Annotated in this window: 20 protein-coding genes; 1 reads left to right on the forward strand and 19 read right to left on the reverse strand. The window is 31.2% G+C overall.

Features of this window, described 5'->3' with window-relative positions; genetic code table 11:
- Positions 1-203 precede the first annotated feature (203 nt).
- The 8 genes from CRV04_RS10410 to CRV04_RS10445 form a co-directional block, all read right to left on the reverse strand.
- On the reverse strand, positions 204-1,085 hold the full coding sequence (locus tag CRV04_RS10410; protein WP_128996787.1) for a hypothetical protein: 882 nt from the start codon (positions 1,083-1,085) through the stop codon (positions 204-206).
- Positions 1,085-3,919, reverse strand: coding sequence for an N-6 DNA methylase (locus CRV04_RS10415; protein ID WP_164969149.1), 2,835 nt, complete (start codon positions 3,917-3,919; stop codon positions 1,085-1,087). The genes CRV04_RS10410 and CRV04_RS10415 overlap by 1 nt, the downstream gene beginning before the upstream one ends.
- 169 nt (positions 3,920-4,088) lie before the next feature.
- Positions 4,089-4,586, reverse strand: coding sequence for an SbcC/MukB-like Walker B domain-containing protein (locus tag CRV04_RS10420; RefSeq protein WP_128996789.1), 498 nt, complete (start codon positions 4,584-4,586; stop codon positions 4,089-4,091).
- Between the two features lie 175 nt (positions 4,587-4,761).
- Complete coding sequence (locus CRV04_RS10425) at positions 4,762-7,215, reverse strand: AAA family ATPase (RefSeq protein ID WP_128996790.1); 2,454 nt, start codon at positions 7,213-7,215, stop codon at positions 4,762-4,764.
- Positions 7,215-7,478 carry a hypothetical protein gene (locus CRV04_RS10430; RefSeq protein WP_128996791.1) on the reverse strand — a complete coding sequence of 88 codons (264 nt, stop codon included), beginning with the start codon at positions 7,476-7,478 and terminating at the stop codon, positions 7,215-7,217. The genes CRV04_RS10425 and CRV04_RS10430 overlap by 1 nt, the downstream gene beginning before the upstream one ends.
- Positions 7,457-7,726, reverse strand: coding sequence for an exonuclease subunit SbcD (gene sbcD / locus CRV04_RS10435; RefSeq protein ID WP_128996792.1), 270 nt, complete (start codon positions 7,724-7,726; stop codon positions 7,457-7,459). Before sbcD ends, CRV04_RS10430 begins: the two co-directional genes overlap by 22 nt.
- Before the next feature lie 137 nt (positions 7,727-7,863).
- Positions 7,864-8,043: a hypothetical protein gene (locus CRV04_RS10440; RefSeq protein ID WP_128996793.1), complete on the reverse strand. Its 180-nt coding sequence runs from the start codon at positions 8,041-8,043 to the stop codon at positions 7,864-7,866.
- A 147-nt stretch (positions 8,044-8,190) separates the two neighbouring features.
- Positions 8,191-9,600, reverse strand: coding sequence for a methyl-accepting chemotaxis protein (locus tag CRV04_RS10445; RefSeq protein WP_128996794.1), 1,410 nt, complete (start codon positions 9,598-9,600; stop codon positions 8,191-8,193).
- 175 nt (positions 9,601-9,775) lie between these two features.
- Between CRV04_RS10445 and CRV04_RS10450 the strand changes: the two genes are divergently transcribed.
- Complete coding sequence (locus CRV04_RS10450) at positions 9,776-10,195, forward strand: hypothetical protein (RefSeq protein WP_228126537.1); 420 nt, start codon at positions 9,776-9,778, stop codon at positions 10,193-10,195.
- A 25-nt stretch (positions 10,196-10,220) separates the two neighbouring features.
- On the opposite strand, the gene CRV04_RS10455 is transcribed toward CRV04_RS10450, so the two are convergent.
- From CRV04_RS10455 to nosZ, 11 genes are all read right to left on the reverse strand, one after another.
- Complete coding sequence (locus CRV04_RS10455; RefSeq protein ID WP_128996795.1) at positions 10,221-10,712, reverse strand: nitrous oxide reductase accessory protein NosL; 492 nt, start codon at positions 10,710-10,712, stop codon at positions 10,221-10,223.
- A 10-nt stretch (positions 10,713-10,722) separates the two neighbouring features.
- The gene (locus tag CRV04_RS10460) at positions 10,723-11,550 is read right to left on the reverse strand and encodes an ABC transporter permease (protein ID WP_128996796.1); all 828 of its coding nucleotides are present in this window, start codon (positions 11,548-11,550) and stop codon (positions 10,723-10,725) included.
- A 46-nt stretch (positions 11,551-11,596) separates the two neighbouring features.
- Positions 11,597-12,049, reverse strand: coding sequence for a nitrous oxide reductase accessory protein NosL (locus CRV04_RS10465; protein ID WP_128996797.1), 453 nt, complete (start codon positions 12,047-12,049; stop codon positions 11,597-11,599).
- 14 nt (positions 12,050-12,063) lie between these two features.
- The gene (locus tag CRV04_RS10470) at positions 12,064-12,702 is read right to left on the reverse strand and encodes an ABC transporter ATP-binding protein (RefSeq protein WP_128996798.1); all 639 of its coding nucleotides are present in this window, start codon (positions 12,700-12,702) and stop codon (positions 12,064-12,066) included.
- 1 nt (position 12,703) lies between these two features.
- On the reverse strand, positions 12,704-13,609 hold the full coding sequence (locus CRV04_RS10475) for a NapH/MauN family ferredoxin-type protein (protein ID WP_128996799.1): 906 nt from the start codon (positions 13,607-13,609) through the stop codon (positions 12,704-12,706).
- Between the two features lie 11 nt (positions 13,610-13,620).
- Positions 13,621-14,106 carry a c-type cytochrome gene (locus tag CRV04_RS10480; protein ID WP_128996800.1) on the reverse strand — a complete coding sequence of 162 codons (486 nt, stop codon included), beginning with the start codon at positions 14,104-14,106 and terminating at the stop codon, positions 13,621-13,623.
- Entirely contained in the window at positions 14,103-14,696 is a 594-nt protein-coding gene (locus tag CRV04_RS10485; protein ID WP_128996801.1) for a c-type cytochrome, read from the reverse strand. The genes CRV04_RS10480 and CRV04_RS10485 overlap by 4 nt, the downstream gene beginning before the upstream one ends.
- The gene (locus CRV04_RS10490; RefSeq protein WP_128996802.1) at positions 14,693-15,436 is read right to left on the reverse strand and encodes a 4Fe-4S dicluster domain-containing protein; all 744 of its coding nucleotides are present in this window, start codon (positions 15,434-15,436) and stop codon (positions 14,693-14,695) included. Before CRV04_RS10490 ends, CRV04_RS10485 begins: the two co-directional genes overlap by 4 nt.
- A 10-nt stretch (positions 15,437-15,446) precedes the next feature.
- Complete coding sequence (gene nosD, locus CRV04_RS10495; protein ID WP_128996803.1) at positions 15,447-16,658, reverse strand: nitrous oxide reductase family maturation protein NosD; 1,212 nt, start codon at positions 16,656-16,658, stop codon at positions 15,447-15,449.
- A 2-nt stretch (positions 16,659-16,660) separates the two neighbouring features.
- A complete protein-coding gene (locus CRV04_RS10500; RefSeq protein ID WP_128996804.1) occupies positions 16,661-17,455 on the reverse strand; it encodes a cytochrome C in 795 nt (264 codons plus the stop codon).
- A gap of 183 nt (positions 17,456-17,638) precedes the next feature.
- Positions 17,639-20,236 (reverse strand): Sec-dependent nitrous-oxide reductase, encoded by a 2,598-nt coding sequence (gene nosZ / locus CRV04_RS10505; RefSeq protein WP_128996805.1) that lies wholly within the window; start codon positions 20,234-20,236, stop codon positions 17,639-17,641.
- Positions 20,237-20,259: the final 23 nt, after the last annotated feature.

Raw genomic sequence — 20,259 nt, forward strand, 5'->3', positions numbered from 1 at the left:
TTTTACATACTCCTATTTAAATATAATTTGTGCTTGTTCATCTGGTGGTGTTAGTACACTTGGCTTGTATTTTTTAAGCCAAAGTGCTTTGGGGCATTGGATGCCTCTTGTGTAGAGGGATTTAGATAGGTTCATTGTCTTTTACCTTTGTTTGTTGTTGCATTTTTATTATATATCCTCTAATTTAAAAGACATGTATTAAATTATTTCAAATATTGTTTTGCCCAAATTAATAACTCAAGTAAATTATAAATTAATGATTTTAAAGCATAACTACTTATCATATAACTTCCCGCAGGAGTAGTATGTATATATTGTCCGCAAGACCAATATAATGAATCTGAAAAATTAAAAATTGTTTGATTTTTATATGCTGAATTATCTGGAATACGTTGTTTCACACAATTTGTTTCTGATGATTTACCTATAAGATGCTTCATTAATTTATTCCAATCTATCATACCATTAGGTTTGAACATAATATCAGGAACAATTGTTTTATTTTTTTGATTTATTTTTTTATATATAGCTTCTTGCATAGACCGTACATCACTCAATATTCCCTTAAATTTAGATGAGTCTTTTTCATTTAAATTTTTTAAAATATTCAACATTTGTATCTCTTGGGTACTATCCATTAAGTTTTGCTCAAAAATTTCAAAAATATCTTGATAATCTCTTTTAATTCTCAAATTTTCTGAATTATCACAATACCATTTAATTCTTGTAAATAAATCATCCTCTTGTCCTTTTAAAAAAACTTCTTCATGTTTATAAAATCGTTGAAATCCAGTAAATGATTCATCATCTCCAGTTAAAATTATTCTTGGAAATTTTGGATAATTTTGGTCTAGATAAGTTATCGCTGTTCCTATAAAATCTTCATTCTCTACTTCTTGATTATCATTAATTAAACATTTTATATCCAATATTACAACTGCAATTTTATGATAAAGTTTTGGCATTTCTTTTTTAAGCCCCTCAAAACTTCTTGCCGCAGCTACATTTATACTTTTAGCATTCATTTTTGTAAGAAATGCATCTACAAATTCTTTTTGATCATCTATTATTAATATATTATTCATTATATTTCTCCATTATGTTTTAGTGGGATTTCAACTTTAAATTTAAATCCTGTATCATTTTTTGTATCAATAAACAAGTCTCCATTATGGGCTTTAATAATTCTATAAATAAAATTGCCGCCTATACCTGAGCCATCACTCGATTGTCCTTTTTTAAACGCTCCTATATAATCTTCCTTGGAAACATTAAATTTTTGACCATTATTAAAATATTCAATAGTTACTATTTCTTTTGATTTATTTTCTCTTATATTAAAATCAATTTTATAATCATTATTACTATCTTTAAAAGCATGTTTTCTAGCATTTGAAATTAGTTGGTCTAATAACTCAACAAATGAAGCTTTATTAAAATCAACATAAACACTTTTCCCTTTTACATTAATAGTAAAGTTATTCCCATTTTCTGTTTTTTTTGATTCTATATATTTGGTAAAAAAATCGTATAAGTCAACATTTTCAAAATCATTATTATCAAGTTTAAAACGCATTACTTTATCTACTATATTTAAACTATCATGTAATTTTTTTGAATTTGCTTTAATTTTGTTACTAATTTCATCAAGAGTATAATCTATTGGTCTTGCAAAATCAGTGTCTTCTGGAATAATCAAATTTTTATTTTTTAAACTTCCTACATCTTGTGAATCCATAATAGTTTTTAAAATATCAACATCCATATTTATTGTAGATAATATAGCTCTTAATTGATGAGTTAAAGTTCTAACAATATCACTTTCTTTTGATTCAACTTCTTCTTTGTATCCAATGAGTTTTAATTTTGTTTCAAATTCAGCTCTTTGTAAAGCTATAATATTTGCTTTTTGTGTATCAATAAAGTTTGTTTGCTCTTCTAATTCTACATAAGGAATTACAAGTTCTGATATACTTGATATTGTTAAAAAAGTTCTAATAGAACCCGATGTTAAATTTTTTATTTGTTCTGTGACAATTTTTGAATACATTTGGTAATATAAATATTCTATTGAAACCGTATCATCTTTTGGTACCAAGGCTATTATATTAGTTGTAATAAAAATATTTGGTAGTTTGCTAGTTGGTCGATATATTGTCGGTTTTATTTGTTCACCAACAGAAGCTATTAGAATACATTCTTCACAAATCACATCTCTACTGGAAACATCTTGTAACATATCGAAAGTATCATTTTTATTTATATAGAAATCCAATACATCATTATGTAAATTTTGAATTTTCACAATAGGAAATTCACCTTGGTTAGAAAGCTTATATTTATTAAAATTTTTACCTTTTTTTATTACAGCCAAATCTTTTAGATATTTAGCTTTCCCGTCTTCTAAAGCATGGTGTAATTCAAAAATTTCTTTTTGAAATATATTTGAATCTAATCTATAATCTTTTTTTGAAATTTTCTCTATATCTATAAAAAATGAATCTTTTGTTTCATCATAGTAAGAATCCATTATGGTATCAATATCTAAAATGCTTTCATTGACAATTTCTCTATTTCTAGTCTTAGCTTCATACAGTAATTGAGCATTTATTATTTTGATTTTATTTTTTTCATTCTTATTAAAATTTATAAGTAGTAGTGATGTATTAATCCCAGAATGATACATTGTTCCAGAAGGTAGATTTACAATAGCTTCAATTAAATCATTTTCAATTAAATATTTTCTTACTTTTATATAATCTGTAGAGGTATAAAAAAGAAATCCTGTTGGAACATTAAATATAGCTTTTCCACTACTGTTAATTTTTGATAATGTATATATCATGTAATAAAGTATTGATTCTTTAGATTTGATATTGCCTATTGGATTATTAAATTTAATATTGTTAACACTACTAGAATATGATTCATTTTGTGTAAATTTTCTAGCAAGTGGCAATTCTGTAATCAAATAATCATACTTTTGATTATCTTGATATGAGAGAAAAGAATCTTCATGATTAAATTTTATATTAAAGTGTCCATACATATAAATAGACATAAAACCAAGTTGAAGAGTTCTCTTATTTATTTCACTATACTCAAGATTAATATTTGAATTATTTAGGATAGATTCAATTACTAAACCACCCAATCCACCAAAAGGATTTAAGACAGTTGAATTATCACCTAACTCAAAAAATTTTAACATTAGCTGTTGCATAGATTTGTTAGTAAAATTGTGTTCTATGTCTTTATCGATTAAATATTCATAAATTTTACCAAATTCAACTTGGTTATATTTTGTAGTGTCTAATTGTTCCAACATATAAAATATTTCTTCAAGTATTTCAATCTTAAAATTTTGAATATAATTAATAAAATCATCTACTAAATTAATTTCAAAATTATAATAGTTGTGAAATTGTTTTATATTTTCTATTAATACATTTTTTCTATCTATCTCCAACATAAAAGTAGTTAATTTTATATCATCTAATTGACGATTTTCATATTCGTTAAGTCTTTTATAAAAAAATAAAAAACTAACTATATATTGAATATCCGATTTATTAAAATAAGGGCTTAACAGATTTTTTATATAATCATGATACTTTTTAATCTTTTGGAATACTTCTTCTTTAGTATCAATAATAAGTCCATCAATATAATAAAAATTGCTAGGATATTTTAATATTTCTAAAAGTATTTTGTTTGTCTCGATATTTGGATTATGATATTTGTAATTATTTAACTCTTCTTTTAAAGTTTTAATATTAATAAATCCATCACTTTGTTCCAAAATATTTTGTATTCTACTATATAAAGTGGTACGATGTATTTCTCTTCCTTCTTCTACATGTTTAACAGCATCTTCCATGTTGAATCCTTCATCCATCATCATAGAAACTTCTTTCATAAATCCCATTATATAACCTCCAAAATCTATTAACTAATCTATTATTTTTTCTCAACTACTTTAAGAATTACTTTTTTCTAGTTTATAAATATCTAAAATAGTCATTTTTGATTATACTATTTTAATTAGATAAGTATATTTTATCTAAATATACTTGTCTAGAAATATTTTATTTAAAAATAAATGTATTCAATTCCAAACCACTCGTCCCATCACCCTTAGGCTCTATCTTTATCTGCAATGGAATTCTTTCTTTTAGTGCTTCCACATGGGAAATCACGCCTACCATCTTTCCTGAACTTTGCAGTTGATTTAGTGCATTTAGTGCTAGTTCTAGACTATCGCTATCTAGTGTTCCAAACCCTTCATCTAGAAAAAGTGAGTCTATACTTATCTTTTGGCTTGCTAGGCTTGATAGTCCTAAGGCTAAAGATAGACTTACTATAAAGCTTTCTCCCCCTGAGAGAGTGTTTACACCTCTTACTGCGTCTCCTTGGAAGCCGTCAATTATCTCTATATCTAAGAGTTTGTTTGATTCTGTGTTTCTTTGGAGTTCATATCTTGGGCTAAGTATTTCTAGGTGTTTGTTTGCTAGGTAGATTAGCTGGTCTAGGGTGATACCTTGGGCAAACTTAGCAAACTTGTCCCCTTGGCTTGAGCCTATCATATCATTTAGTTTTACCCATACTTGAAAGGCTTGTTTTTTCTTTTCAAGTTGTTTGATTTTATCTTCTGATTTTTTTATATTTTGGGTATTTATTTCTAACTCTTTTGAGATGCTTCCTATGGTTTCTTGTAGTTGGTCTATCGTGCTTTGTAGGTTTTGTAACTCTTTGTTTATATCATCTTGTAGGGTTTATCTCTTTTTCTAAGAGTTTGTGTTCCTTTAGTTTTTTATTTGTGTCTGTTTTTAGAGTTTGTATTTGTGTGTATTTCTCTTCTATAGTTTTGCATAGATTTGTTAGGGTTTCAAACTCTTCTTTTGGTAAATTTGCTTTTTCAAACTCCTCTTGTGAGTTGAAGCCATACTCTACTAAAGCTTTCTCAAACTTCTCTTTTATGAGTTGTAAGTTTTGTTTGTCATCTTCTTGTTTTTTATTTAGTTGAACTATCTGTTTTGATAGGGATTCATCTTTTGATTTTAGGCTTGAAAGATGGTTTTGCAAACTGTTATAATGTTTTGAAACAGTGTCTAAACTCTCTTGGATATTTTTCTCAAAAAGGTCTAAATCTTCTATATCTAAGATATTTTTGCTTTGGGTTTCAAGCTTTGTTATCTCTTCTTTTAGTGTTGATTGTTCCTCTTTTAATTCTTTTATAGTGTTTATGCTTGTGTTTATCTGTTGTTGTTTTTGCAGCTCTTTATTTAAAGATATTTGTAGAGACTCTTTTTTTACTTGTAAAGACTCTTTTTGCTCTCGTAAGTTTACATACTCTTTTAGCTCGTTTTCGCAAAATTGTATTTGCTCTTGTAGTGTGGCTTTTGAGTCTTCTTGCAGTTTGAAATCACTTGTTTTAAAGTACTCTTCTATTTGCTCTTTTGTAGTTTGTTGTTTTTGTATTTCTAGGTTTGAGCTTTCAAGTTTTGAGCTAAGTTTGGCTAGGTTTATTTGAGCGTTGTTTAGTTCACTGTTTTGCGCTTGTAGATAGATTTCTTGCTCTTTTATTTTAGCTAGTGTTTGACTTATCTCTGTATCTATATTTAAAGAGTAATTTATATATGGATGTTCTTTTGAACCACATAAAAAGCACTCTTGCCCATCTTTTAGTTTAGCTCTATCTTGCTCGTAGTTTTTGATAAGAAGCTCTTTTTCTCTTGTTTGTTTTAGTGAGTTTAGAGTTTCGTTTATTTGCTTAATTAGTTTTGTTTTTTCTTCGTTTAGTTTTGTTTGTGATTCTATTTGAGCGTTGTACTCTTTTATCTTGTTTTGCTCTTGTGTGATTTGCTCTTGTAGTGTTTCATAATCACTTAGGGCTTTTAGAAGTGTTTCTATCTCTTTTAGTTTGGCTCTTGTATTTTGCTCTTTTTGGTTTATATCTTTTGTTTGGGTTTCTAGTGTTTTATATTGTTCTACTAAAGTTTCTAACTGCTCTTTTTTTGTGTCTAGATTTGATGAAAAGTTTTTGTATAGATTGTCTATTTGTGTTTCGTCATTTAAAAGTGTTTCAAATGCTATCTCAAAATGTTTTACTAACTCTTGTAAGTGTTGTGATATTTTTTTACTTTTTTCTACATATAAAGAGTTCTTACCATCACTTTGTGTTTTTATAGTTCTTAATTCTTTTAGTTTTTTATAGTTTTCATTGTATGTAGTTTGCTCTTTTGTTTGGATTTGTTCTTTTAACTCTTTATCCTCTTTTTGCAAAGATTCTAAGCTTTGTTTATCATTTGTGATTGTGTTTGTTAGTTGGTTTTTCTCTTGGTTCAAAGCTTGTATTCTTATGGCTTTGTTTGCTAGTTCAAGCTTTGAAAACTGTTCTTTGTTGTCCTCTTTTTCTTTGCTTATTTGCTCAAACTCTTGGTTGTATTTTTGACTATCTACTTCTAGTTTACTTAGAGTTTCTAGGTAGTTTGATAGTTTTTTTAGTTCGGTTTCTTTTTTATCTAATTCTTGTTTTTCTTTTTTATTTGTTTCTAGTTGTTTTGTTTTCTCTTCTACTATGTTTGGCTCTAGTAGTTCTATACTTCCTAGTGCTATCTCATCGGCTTCTATCTCTTTTTTCTTTGACGAGTATGTTTCATAGATACTTTGTGAGATCTGTTTGTAGATATATGTTCCAGTAATCTTTTCTAGTAGGTTTGAACGCTCGTTTTCTTTGGCTTTTAAAAAGGCATCAAAACTTCCTTGGGCTAACATCATAGATTGAACAAACCTACCAAAATCAAGCCCTGAGATTTCCTCAACTACTTTTGGTACTTTTGAAAGATATGATTCTAGTATTTTGTTAGAATCTAATTCTACTATCTCCATCTTAGCAGATTGGAAGTTTCCATTTGGATTTTTTCTAGCTCTTTTTTGCGCCCAAGAACTTCTATAGACTTTGCCTTTGATTTCAAACTCCACTTCACATAAACACTCGCCTGTGTGTCTACTCATCAAGTCATTTGGGTTTGTTAATCTGGCTGTTCTTCCATATAAGGCACAAGTAATTACATCTAGGATTGTACTTTTCCCTGCTCCTGTTGGTCCTGTTATGGCAAAAAGAGATTCATCATGCAAAAACTCTTGGAAGTCTATGCTAAACTCACCTTTTAGGGAGTTTATATTTTGTAGTCTTACTTTTAGTATCTTCATTAGACCTGCTCACTTTTTGGCTCTTCATGAAGATTTGAGACTACTTCATTAAAAGTTTGTGATAACTGCTCTTTAAACTCACTGTTTTCTATCTCTTCTAAGTCTAATCTTTTTTCAAAAACCTCTTGAACACTTAGTTCATCTAAACTTATAGCTTTTAACTCTTTTGCTCTTAGTTGCTTTTCACTTTTTTCTATTTTAACTGCTAGGATTGTTAGCTCAAGTTTTGTGGCTAATTCTCTTATCTCTGTATTTGCAAACATTGGGTTGTCATCTTTGTATTTAAACTATTTACTTGTGATAGTTGTTTCAAAAAGTTATAATATATTTCAAGTGCATAGTTTGGTGGAGTTCCTGTATCAAAGATATCTCCTGATACAAGTAATACGTCTATATTATTTTCTTTTATTGTTTCTAAAAGCCAAGATAAAAAAGCTTCATGCTCTTCAATTCTGCTTTTTCCCATAAAGTTTTGACCTAAGTGCCAGTCAGAAGTGTGTAAAAATTTCAAATGATTCCTAAAATATATTAATAACTGTAATAATTATAACAAATAACTGTTACAAAAAAGTGTAAATCTTCTTTTTTTAGGAGGAGGGTGTTCAAAAAGAAACACTCTTTATATATATAATTATTTAACTAACGGTGTTAGAAGAGTTTTTTGATGTCGTGTATAGTATAAGATTTGTTTAAATAAGCAAACAGTAATCCAAAACATAACAGTATACCACCCATAGCAATAGCATTATTGTCATTGACAGTAAATAGTATTGTAGCAGGTAGTATGAGTAATATAAAAAAGATAATGTAGTCTTTATACTTTGTCATTAATTGTTTGCTCTTCACTTTCAATTTAATCTCATTTTTTTATGGATAAGACATTAAATATAAACAACAATTACTCTTAAATTGAACTTTTAATGTTATATAGTACAATTTATTTTGATATAAATATTTCTAACCATGGTTAGACTTTTATGCACATCGGCTACAAGAAATTGTATCTTTATTTTCAAACTCTTTTTCATTGGCTTTATCTACAATAGTATTTGCGATATTTGATGTGTTTGTTGCTATGATATGAGCTTGTGAAGAGACTTCAGAGTTTGTATGTACTTGTTGTTCTAAAATAGACATGGAGTTGTTGATTTGTACTATTCCCTCTTGTTGCTCTTTTGATATGTTTGCTACATTATTAATAATATGAATGGTTTTATCAATATCATGATGAAGACAACTGTAACCTTCTATCATATCATTGGCAATATCTTTGCCTTGGTCTGCTTTTTCTTTTGCAAATTCAACAATATTTTTTATCTCTTTGGCTGCTTGAGTACTTCTGTTAGCAAGGTTTCGAACTTCACTTGCAACTACAGCAAAACCTTTTCCTGCTTCACCCGCAGTTGCAGCTTCTACGGCTGCATTGAGTGAAAGAATATTGGTTTGAAAAGCAATTTGATCAATAATTGCAATGGCTTCATTGATTTGATTGACTTGGGTTGAGATTTCATCCATAGCGCTCGTTGTTTGAGAAGCGAGTTTTTTACCTGTATTGGCTGAAGAGATAACAGCATTTGCCAGTGTGGACATCTGATTCATTTGTTGCGTTGTTTGTGATACATTAAAAGTAATCGTTTCAAGCGCGGTTGATGTATATTGTAAACTTTTTGTCGCTTCATTAGAAGAGAGGTTGAGCTTATCAACATTATCTAAAAGTACTTCAGATGAGTTTTGCAAATTAACACCATTTTTTTTATTATCAAGCAACATTTGAGTGATGGCCTCTTTTAATTGATTCACAGAAGATACAATTTGTTCTAAATCACCCTCTTTGATTAAACCATCAATACTCAATTGATTTCTGTAGTCATAGTTGGTGTATTCATTTAAAATTTTATTGGTATTTGCAAAATGTTTTTTTGTCTCTAAAATCATCTCATTGACACTCTCTTTAAATAATTCTAAAGGCTCATTGGATGTTGAAGCTTCTATGGTCTTAGAATATAAACCTTGCTTTAAATTATTCATTACAGCATTGGCTTGCATAATAAGAGCTAAATCTTCTTGTTCTTTTTTCAGTAATTGCACTTCTCTTTTATCAATCACTTCTTTAATTTGACTGTATTCATTCGCCATAGATGTATTTATTTGTAATGTTGCATTTTTATTGTCCATATTTTTTAAAAACTCAACAAGTTTTTGTGAAAGTTGTTTTCCATTTTTCCTTTCATCCAATTCATGAATTATTAATGCTAAAGTGATAATGATTTGAATTGTTTGTGATATTGTATTTGATGAAAATAAAAAAGCATTGATAGGCAATAGTATCATCCCCACATAATGCACTATGGTCATTCTAAAATAGAGTGATCTAAAATTAAACATAAAGAATCCTTTGATTAAGATAATGAAAATTTATCACAACAAGGAATAAATTTAATTGACAATAATCAATATAGGACTATTTTTATCCTATTTTAGAAAATGAATAAAAAATTGAGTAATATCATGAAAAAAGAGATACAATCAAGCTATACTTCTCAATTAAAAAAGGAGCACAATGGAATATTTATTTATTAAATTGGTGCATATTTTCTCAGTATTGATTTATGGTGGTTTTTTATTTACAGATAATCTTATTTTAATGAGAATGCAAAAAGTTTTATCTAAAGAGAAGTATGAAGAGGTTCGGTCATATTTTAGAGGTTTTACAAGAACAATTGTTCCCGAAGCGTTGGTCTTAGCAGTAATTTCAGGCGTGTTTTTGTTCCATAATAGTTTTGGCAGTGTAGGAGAGAATGGTTTAACTCATTTCCAATTATTACTTTCTATAAAAGCTATTTTGGGTCTGTGGTTAGGACTTAGAGGTGTGTTGCAAGTCTTTTTTGGAATACAACCTTTTATTTTTAAAAGCCATAAATTGCCCTTTATTTTAGTGGTGGTTATTGTCATTTTGTCTCAAGTAATGTTTTACGTTTGATGAATAAAAGGGAGTTTTTTCCCTTTTATATATCGCCATTGAGTAACTCAATTAAGGCCTTTTTTACTTCCTTAAAAGAGAAAATACGTTTTCCATTATTATGTTGTGCAAACTCGTTAGCATCATCGTAACTCGCAAATGCGGGTAAATCATCACCTGATGGAGATGTTTTATTACTGCCATAGACATAAAACGCACCTTTTGCATTGATGGCTTTGTGTGTTTTATAATCTGTCACAACAATTTCTTTGAGTGTATTGGTATCATCCACTTTTGTATCTGCCCATTTTTGTGGATCAAAATAAAATTCAAACATTGATTTTGGGCTAACAAAGTAAAACTCTTTGGATTCTTTGGTTACAACTTTAGCAACCCAACTTGGATGTTTATACACAAGCATATGTCTTACCAAACTTTTTGTCTCTTTGTTAAACTCTAACGAATAAGCCGATTGTGCATTGAGTCCTAAAAGACCAACTGTACACACTAATATAATAATGAGAGCTACTTTTTTCATAACAATCCTTTTAAACTAAATCTTTTTTTGCAAATATAATATAACCCAAGAAGGCAAAAACCAATCCTAATATAACAGGATATGCGATGGATAACAGTACAAATGTGGTTTGTTTGAATGTGTCTAAAATATAAAAAGCTACGGGTCCCATCACTGTTAAAGAGGGATCAAACAAAGAAATTGCGGCAACTCTGAACATTTCCATTGGATTTAAAAGTGCAATGGATATAATCAAAGTCTCATCAAATCTGTTTTGCATCATCAATGATATCAAAGCGATATCGATAAAAGCCAATAAAAAAATCCATATAAAAAATGAAAGCCCCAGTGCAATTTCACTGCTTTTTACAAAGGAAGAGATGAAAAATGCTATCCCTAAAAATGCAGAAGAGAGTGAAAAAAGTAATCCCGTATATAAAATAAAAATATCCCAAGGAATCTCTGCACCAATAAAGACACCATATATGATTGCCAAAAACATTGCAAAAAATACAGGTAAAAAGACAGTGATAAATCGACCCAATACCTTTCCCCAATAGTACTGTTTTAAAGAGATAGGAAAGGAGAGCATGTACTCTAAAATATGAGTATCTCGGTCTCCTGATATTGAACGTACGGTTGTAATAAGTATGAAAATGGGTAAAATTACAATTGTAACTTGTATATACATAAGTAATAAACGACTTAAACCACTGAACCCCATTACTTGGGATTGCGTGACACCTGCAATAAAAAAGAGTGCAATCATGCCCCCAAAGACCAAGGTGTAAACTAAAAACCATTTTGCTCTAATAGACTCTTTTAGATCTAAATAGGCAATTAAGAGTAAATTTTTCATATATTATTTTCCATAAAGTGTTTCTTTATTTTGTTGAACAAAACAATTACCGACCTCTTGCAAGGATTCGTTTAACCATTTCATTGTAATCAACAACCTCATGTCCCGACTCGATATCCTCTTTGGTTTTGTGTGCAGAGAAACCATATCCCATGGGTGTTCTTGTTTCTGTCTCATAAAATGCAGTTTTTGCATTGAGCCAATCGCCTGTTTCTACATCAGTAATCCAGATGTTTGCACTCTCTTTCCATGCAATGTTTTCTTCTTTAAACCAAAAAATTGCACATCCAATATCATCAAATTTATAAACGTGACCATCTTGTTCATTTCTTACTTGAACCGCATGTTTCCTTTCACTGATAACCATTTTACATCTCTCACACATGTCTCTGTCCCAGTGCATTTCTGCAACATTTTGTGATGTTTCATTTTCTTCACAACCAGAAATAAAAAACAATAATGAAAGTACAAATAGACTTTTTAATAGTATTTTTAACATATTACATCCTTATATTAAATTTTTTCATCAGAGATAATCTTCCCTAAATCCATGTATATTTCTCTGTTAACAATATCTTTGATTTCATCCAATCGGTGTGTTACAAACAGGGAGATTCTCTCTTTTTCATTATCTTTCAATAGTCTATAAAAATCATCTCTTGCTTTGGGATCCAAATTGGCAGTGGGTTCATCATAGATAATAATTTCACTGTTTTTGGCCAAACTGATTGCAATTAACATCTTTTGTTTCATCCCACCAGAGAGTTTAAAAAAAGATTTGTTTAAATTGGCATTGATGTCCAATTTCATCTCATTTGCATAGTGCATGATCTCTTCAATATTCACATTTGAACTGGCGTGAATATATTTCATTAACTCATTCAAACTCAGTTTAATAGGCGGAGGTAGTTGAGGCACAAATGCAATGGAGTCTAAAACCTTTGTTCTGTTTTTTATAGGATCAAGCCCGTTGATATGAACTGATCCTGAACTTGGATGATAGTAGCCCATAATTGAGCGTATCAGTGTTGTTTTACCTGCTCCATTGGGACCCATTAATGCCGTATAATCATTTTTTTTAATTTGAGTTGTTACATTATCTAAAGAGATGTGAGAACCAAACTGTTTTGTTAAATTTTGAATATCAATCATTTTATATCAACCCTTTTAATCTGAAGTCAAATTTTAAAGCATCAGAGTGACATACATCTATACATCGTCCGCATAGCGTACAGTCTGCACCTGTGACATACTGTTTTTTAATCCCTTTCTCTTTTCTTTGTTCATCATATTTTGCTTTGGTCAGTTCTAAGACTTGATTCTCAAAACAGACATCATGACACACCATACAGTGATCACAATTGTCATTCCATTCAACTCTTAATCCACTTATTTTTCCTATATAACCATACGTTGTTCCAATAGGACAAATATAGGTACACCAAGCACGTCTTGAATAAAAAACTTCAATTAAAAATATGATTAAAACCCATGAAAGAGCTAAACTCCAACCATAGGCAATAAAACGACTCAGAATTCCCACAACATTAAAAGTTTCAAATACCAAATAACCACTTGTAAATGCCATAATCATAAACATTATCCAAAAAATATGTCGAACTCTGTGGTCAAATCTTCTCTCTTTGATTATTTTTTTGTGCACCAAAGTATTGTGGATTTTTTCACCAATTTCACTCAATAATCCATACGGACAGACCCAAGCACAATAGCTTCTTCCTCCTATCAGTAAATAAAAGAACAAGATGGTTGTTGTTCCAATAATGATATTTACTGGCATATGGTAAGTGGCAAGGTACATTTGAATGGTTGTGAATGGATCAATTAAGTGAAAACCTAAGAATCTAGAACCATTCAAAGTTCCTTCTAATGTTTGAATATCAATTGCAAACGATAAAAAGAATAAAAGGTGAATTGAAATGATCACAATCCATCGTTTCATTCTGTATGAAAATTTTGTTTTTCCATCTTTGGTTTTATCAAAAAATGTCGATATAAAACTTGATTTGTTTATTGTCTCTTTGTTATTCCATTTGTCCATTTTATATCTCCTTATTTTAAAGCATCTTGACGTGCTTTAAATTCTGAAATCTCTTTTGCAAACTCTTTTAACTCCTCTTGTGAAAGATTCATTAACAAGCCTTTCATAATGAGATTCTCTTTTCTTCCTGCTTTAAAATCATTTAGTTTCTTTAACAGTGTCTCTTCACTTTGGCCAATAATAGCTGGTCCCATTAATTTTTTACCATTTTGGGTACCTGAACCATCAACGCCATGACATGAAGCACATTTTTTTCTATAGCTGTTACTTACTTCAAAAGAAGAGGTATTTCCTGCTTTATCTCTTAAAGCTTTTAATTTTTCTTGACCAATATCTTTCTCTTTGATCGGTTCAATTTTTGCTTTTTGTTCCAGTGTTTTTAAATCTTCAATAATATGTCCTGCTTTACCTCCTTGGTATGCGGGACCTTTTAAAAACGTATAAATCATTAATCCTAAAACAACAACAGTTGCTATGAGCGCTATTGTTCTTTTCATTTTAGATCCTTGATTTGTTGATTAAACTCATAGATTTCGGTTGCAATTCTTTGTATCTCTTCTTTCGTCATTTGATTCACTAAGTCAGTCATTAAAACATTGGCATCTTTGTTGTTTCTAAATTTCATGATACTTTCATAAATAAAAGTATCATCTTTACCCAACAGTGAAGGACCAATTACACCGTTGGCATAATCATTATGACAAGCTGAACATTTCACAATAAACTCTTTACTGAGCCGTTTGACCAACATTGAAATTTTCACCTCTTCATAAGGACTTCTTACATGCATGTTTGCATCAATTGAATTTCGAGGTTTGACTCGAATGGCAGCATCTTTATTGGCAGGTTTTGCATTGGGGTCATATTCACTTTTAATTCCGTAGTTAAAATAGTAGGTTTCATTCTCTTTTGATTTTTCATTTTTTAAAGCAACTTTGATCTCTTTTGTATTTGAGCTCTCTTCAACTTCTATTTTAAGTGGTTCTTGTGTTTGTATCATTTTTGCATTTGTTTTTTCATCTTTTTTTTCACCACAACCTGAAATCAGTAAAATAACTGCCAGAGGGAATAAAATATTTTTAATCATGAGTTGCTTCCTTTTATATAGTAATCGTCATATGACATTCTTGGTTTTATTACAATGGCAGCTTCATTAGCAGGGCATAACTCTTCACAAGCACCACATCCAATACATCCATCATATACTTCGGGTTTTTTCCCTTCCCCATCACCAATCATTGAAATAGCACTTAAAGGGTTTGGAATAGGGCACATGTCTGCACAAATGGTGCACTGTTTTCCTTCAAATTCATCAAGCTTGTTAAGCAAATCTATTTCAAGTTGAGTGACATTATTTTGGTTATTGGTAAAATCATGAACTCTTTTACTGTGCCCTTTGGGTACGGGTGTATTCGTTCTTGCCAGACATCGGTCTGGAAACTCTAAGACGGCAATCCCCATTTTTATATCTTCGGGTTTTTCAGTTTTATGATCAAGTGCCCCACTTGGACAGGCTAAAACACAAGGAACCGCAGTACAGGAGTAACATCCTCTTTCTCTTGCATCAATATAAGGCGTACCAATACCATGCCCTTTGGCCATATCAGAAAGTTTAATCGAATGATACGGACAGACTTGTAAACATTGACCACATTTGATGCATAAAGCTAAAAACTCATTCTCTTTTACTGCACCAGGTGGTCTTAATCTCATCTCGGCTTGCAAGGCATAAGGACTTATTACCATTCCTGCTCCAAGTGTTAATCCCAAGATTCCCAATGTTGAGAATTTTAAAAACTGTCTTCGGTCTTCTTTTATATTTGCCATTATCAAATCCTTATTGCTTAAGCTTTGGTTGTGTATCTTCCATTAAAAATACGGGTTCACTAAATGGAGCCAATTTTGCAAGGAAGTTGAGTAAAGAGATTACAGGAGAACCATAAAAAAACTTCACATCTGAATTATAGACCCAAAGTTGGTCTGCATATTGATAGACTTTATGCGGAGTATCTCCTATATTATCGCCATTTCTGTCAAATCCTTCATAGTTGTCCCAATAATTATTCACAATCTCATTTTGATGTGTTCTTGCTCCTCTGCTGTCATTTACAATATCTTCAATATTTCCTACAATAGCATTTTGTTTAATTACATTATTCTCACTTAAAGAGTGAAAATGAATCGCTTCTGAGTTGTATAAAATATGATTGTTCTCTATCCAGTTATTTGTATCTGGTTCAAAAGGAGATCGGTCCACATAAACCCCAATTGCATTATAAATAACAGTATTGTTTTTTAATGTAAAGTTTGAGACATCTTTAAGTCCAATCCCCATGCCTGTAGCACCCAAAGAACTCTTTACCACATTCCCTGTTGCAATGGTGTCTTTGCTGTACATAAAAAAGATGCCAACCGAGTTAAACTCATAGGTATTGTTATGCACAAAATTCTTTCCTGCATACATAAAGTGAAGAGAGTATCGGTTGTGTTCGCCATAATTTTCTGTGATTTGATTTCCGTGTGAATACCATACAACCATATCTCTTGATTTTACCAATCGATTTTTTGTAATAATATTGTCATTGGAATACCAAATTCTTAACCCATCTCCTCGAAGCCCCAGAGGTAAACTCTTTGAGGTAATATTGTTATTAGAAATAATCGAGTTATTTGTTGTTGCCATATCAATTCCAAATAATGAGTCTCGTATGATACAATCTGAAATTTCCGATTGTTGCGAGTTTTCTATTCGAACACCGGCATCCACATTTTCATGTCGACTTCCACTGTTTTGGATGGTGAGATTTTTTAAGGTTACATAAGCACTGTTGATGGTTACAACAGTACCTTCCCCTAATCCATCAATAATCACACCATCTTCTTTCCCTATGATTGAAAGTGGTTTATCAATTGTTATTTTCCCTTTATATACCCCTTTAGGCAGTTTTAAAATAGAACCTTCTTTGGCTTTATTAATTGCCTCTTGCAACAAGTTTGCATGACAGAAGTTTATAAAGAGTAAAAGCGTTGCGATTAAAATTTTTAACATCATTAAACCTTATAGTTCATACCTGTTTCTCTCATTGCTTTGTTTTTTGACAGAATTGATAACAGTGAAAAAAAGCCAATGGCTAAAATCACATAAAAGCCAATTGTTGGGTACGAGTGTGTTGTAAACTGCGCAATTTTTCCATCTCCAAAGACGGTGGGCATAAAGGGTTTGATTTTAAATGCTCCCCAATCATGTAGGTTATGACCAAACCAGTATAACCAGTAGGAGTAGTCTGCAATAAAAATTAAAGGAAGAGCTGTTGGTATATACATGAAATAGGTCAATATTTTTTTATGAAACAGAATAAAATAGACCATAAACAGTGAAAGACCCAATAAAGCATAGATACCAATTTCTCGTTCAAATATTCCCCCTCTCCACATTGGATCCATTCCTACGTAGTGGTTAATGGTATTCATCTCATGAACTTCTCCACTGAACCCATCAAAGTGAAAAAATACTGGGATTCCTTCTGGAAAAGCTTTTTTCGGATAATTGGGTGCTTCAAGAGAACAGGACCAAATAGGAAGTGAAGCAACACCTATCTCTGCAGCATTCTCTATCATCTTTTCCAAATCATTATGGGCTTCTTTGGGGGTTGTTGTACTTTTGTATCTGCCTTGATTATAAAAATTCCATGTTTTTATTGCTAAAGGAGATATCTCTTCAATTCTATCTTCATCAATGGCATTTAATGTGCCATGAAAAGCAATCATGGGAAATGTAAATGCAAGTGTAAGCAGTATCAGTGCGAGTGAAGCATAGACTTTTGATTTAATAAAACTAGAATGCATTTTTATCCTTCTTTAAATAGAACCCATTTTGGTTCTTTGTTTGAAAAGTTTTAAAGTATAATTTAAAAGAGTAATTCATACTTTACGACTTATAATAAAAGTACTACAATTGGTACATTATCTTATTGATTCTTATCAAAAAAGAGGGAAAACTTTTTGTTTTCCTCCTCTTTTAATAGGATTTTAGAAAAGGTTGGCGTTTTCTTCAATCCATTTGAGATATTCAATAATATCTTTTGTCTCTTCTTTCGTCATATGTTGATTAGGCATTTTTAAATTGAAGTAGTCAATCATCCCTTTCACATATGGATCATCATACATTTTTTCAGGGCCTAGAATAAAGTTACTGACCCATTGTTCACCATTTTCATGTCTGAGTAATACTCCTGTTAAATCAGGACCTGATGAAACTTTTCCAATAACATGGCAACCATTACAACCGCCTTCAGCAAAAGCAACTTCACCTCTTGCAGCAGCAGCGCTTTGTTTGGTTGCTATTTTTCTTACTAAGACATCTTTGGCTCTGATACCAACATCAGCTGTTTTAACCATCAATTGCCAAATCATATTTTCAAACAGAATGGCTTTTTCAGTATCTCCTGCTTTTAAAGCCTCGTTTGCTTTTTTCTTTTGTTCTGGGATTTGATTGTATTGGTCAAATGCATCAGTGACAAGGTTGGCAACGACTTTATGGTCTTGATAGTTGTTGTCTTTTAAGAATTTTACAACCGATTGAATGACCGCATCAGTTGAATTATTAACTGCAACTGTTTTATCGTATTCTGCTTTTAACTCTTCTGCTGACATCGATTTCATTTTAAGTTTTTGAGCACTGACATATTTTTTATTTGGGTCTTTAACCATCATATATCCCATCATTTCCAAGTGAAGTGCTGAACAGAATTCTGTACAATAATATGGGAATACCCCTTCGATATCTGCTTCAAACTCTAAGGTTGCTGTTTCACCTGGCTCTAAAGAACCATGGATATTATAGTTGTCAATGGTAAACCCATGTGTTTCATCTTGTGCTCTTTCAAGATTGGTCATGTGAATAGTGACATGGTCACCTTTGTTTACCGTGATTCTTTCTGGATTGATATGAGATCGCACTAAAGTTGCATATACTGTAACATTTTTGCCGTCTCGCTCAATTCTCTCTTCACCTGCAAGTGTTTTCCCAATATGTTGTTGACCTGTTTTAGAGTTTGTACCCATTTTGTATCGTACATGAGGGTGAAGTTTACTTGCTCGGATTGCAACTGCTTGGTGAGGTTCTCCAAGTGGCAGAGGCATATCAACAAGTAAATCCATGGTTTTACCGCTAATATCAATTAATTGGTGATTTTGAGGATGCAAAGGCCCCACATTTTGGAATCGATCAATGGCTAATTTATTTAAAGCGATGATATAATCCCCTTGTGGATCCGCTGATTTTCCTTCCATACCTGCTAAGTGACCAATGTTGTAATGTACGTTCTCTTTATCAATCACTTTAAGCTCTTTGAAGTTCCATTTTACAACTTGTGAGTCAACATACAATGAAGTATAGATTTCACCATCAACAGGAGAGTATTGGTTATGCAAAGGCCCAAGACCTAATTCAACTTGTCCATGTAATGATTTTTTCATATCTAAAATAGGAATACCGTATGGATCTTTCCCTGCAAACTCTTTGTTTTTAATCAGTTTTTGGATTTTTTTAAAATCATAAACAGAGGCATGTGTATCGAGTTTTCCACATACAACTAAGTATTGTCCTGTAGGATCAACATCGACACCATGTGGTGATTTTGGTTCAGGAATTAAAAACAGTGCATCGTTTTTAACTGCAATATCAATAGGAATAACTTTATGGTCATTGATGATTTTTACATTTTTTGGATTTTTTGCCAGTTCAGCCAGTTTCTCCCAGTTGTAAACATGTAAAAAGTCCGTGTCATTTCTTGACATACCTGCTTCATTTGGTGGCATACCTACTTCAATTCCACCTGTATACATTTCAGTATTAAATGAATTAGTAAATCCCCAACCATAACTCACACCCTTACCTGCATCTGATAAATCTTGGTGATAAGGAGGGAACTCAATCGTGAATGAATCTTTTGGCATAATTCGACCGATTTTATTATCAAATTTCCACATGGTAACACCACCTCTGTACGTCTCTTTGTACTCTTCAATTGGATGGTAAGCATTATCATATGGTGCAGCATATTGTGATGCTTCAATAATATACTCAGAGTTTGGAGTAAAGAATGCTCCACCGTGATCTGATTTAAAGACTGGGTTTGGAACGATTTGTTTTGTTTCAAAATCTGAAAGATCGATAATCGCAATTCTTGGATTGGCTTTGTCATTAATTGCCAACCATTTTCCATCATATTTTCCATCAATTTCTGACAGTGCTGGATGGTGCGTATCTCCCCAATTAATTTCTCGACCTCTTATATTCCCTTGTCGAAGGACCTCTAAGGAATCTTTATCAAATCCATATCCTTGCCATGGTTCAGGTGTAAATACACCGATGTATTTTAGAATTCTCATTGACGGAACACCATAAACAATGACTTGTCCTGATTGTCCACCGGATGAAAAAACAACATATTTATCTTTTACACCTGTTGGGTTGTAAGTTTTTGCAGCTCTGATAACATCAATTTCAGATAAGCCTCTCTCTTTCATGACTTTAGATAATTCATTGGTAGCTCCAGAAGCAACTGAAGCAGTTAATGCTGTACCTAAAACAAGTGTAGAGAGTTTAATGTGTGACTTTTTCATATAACTTCTCCTTATACTTTGTC

The organism is Candidatus Marinarcus aquaticus, from assembly GCF_004116335.1.
Classification (GTDB): Bacteria; Campylobacterota; Campylobacteria; order Campylobacterales; family Arcobacteraceae; genus Marinarcus; species Marinarcus aquaticus.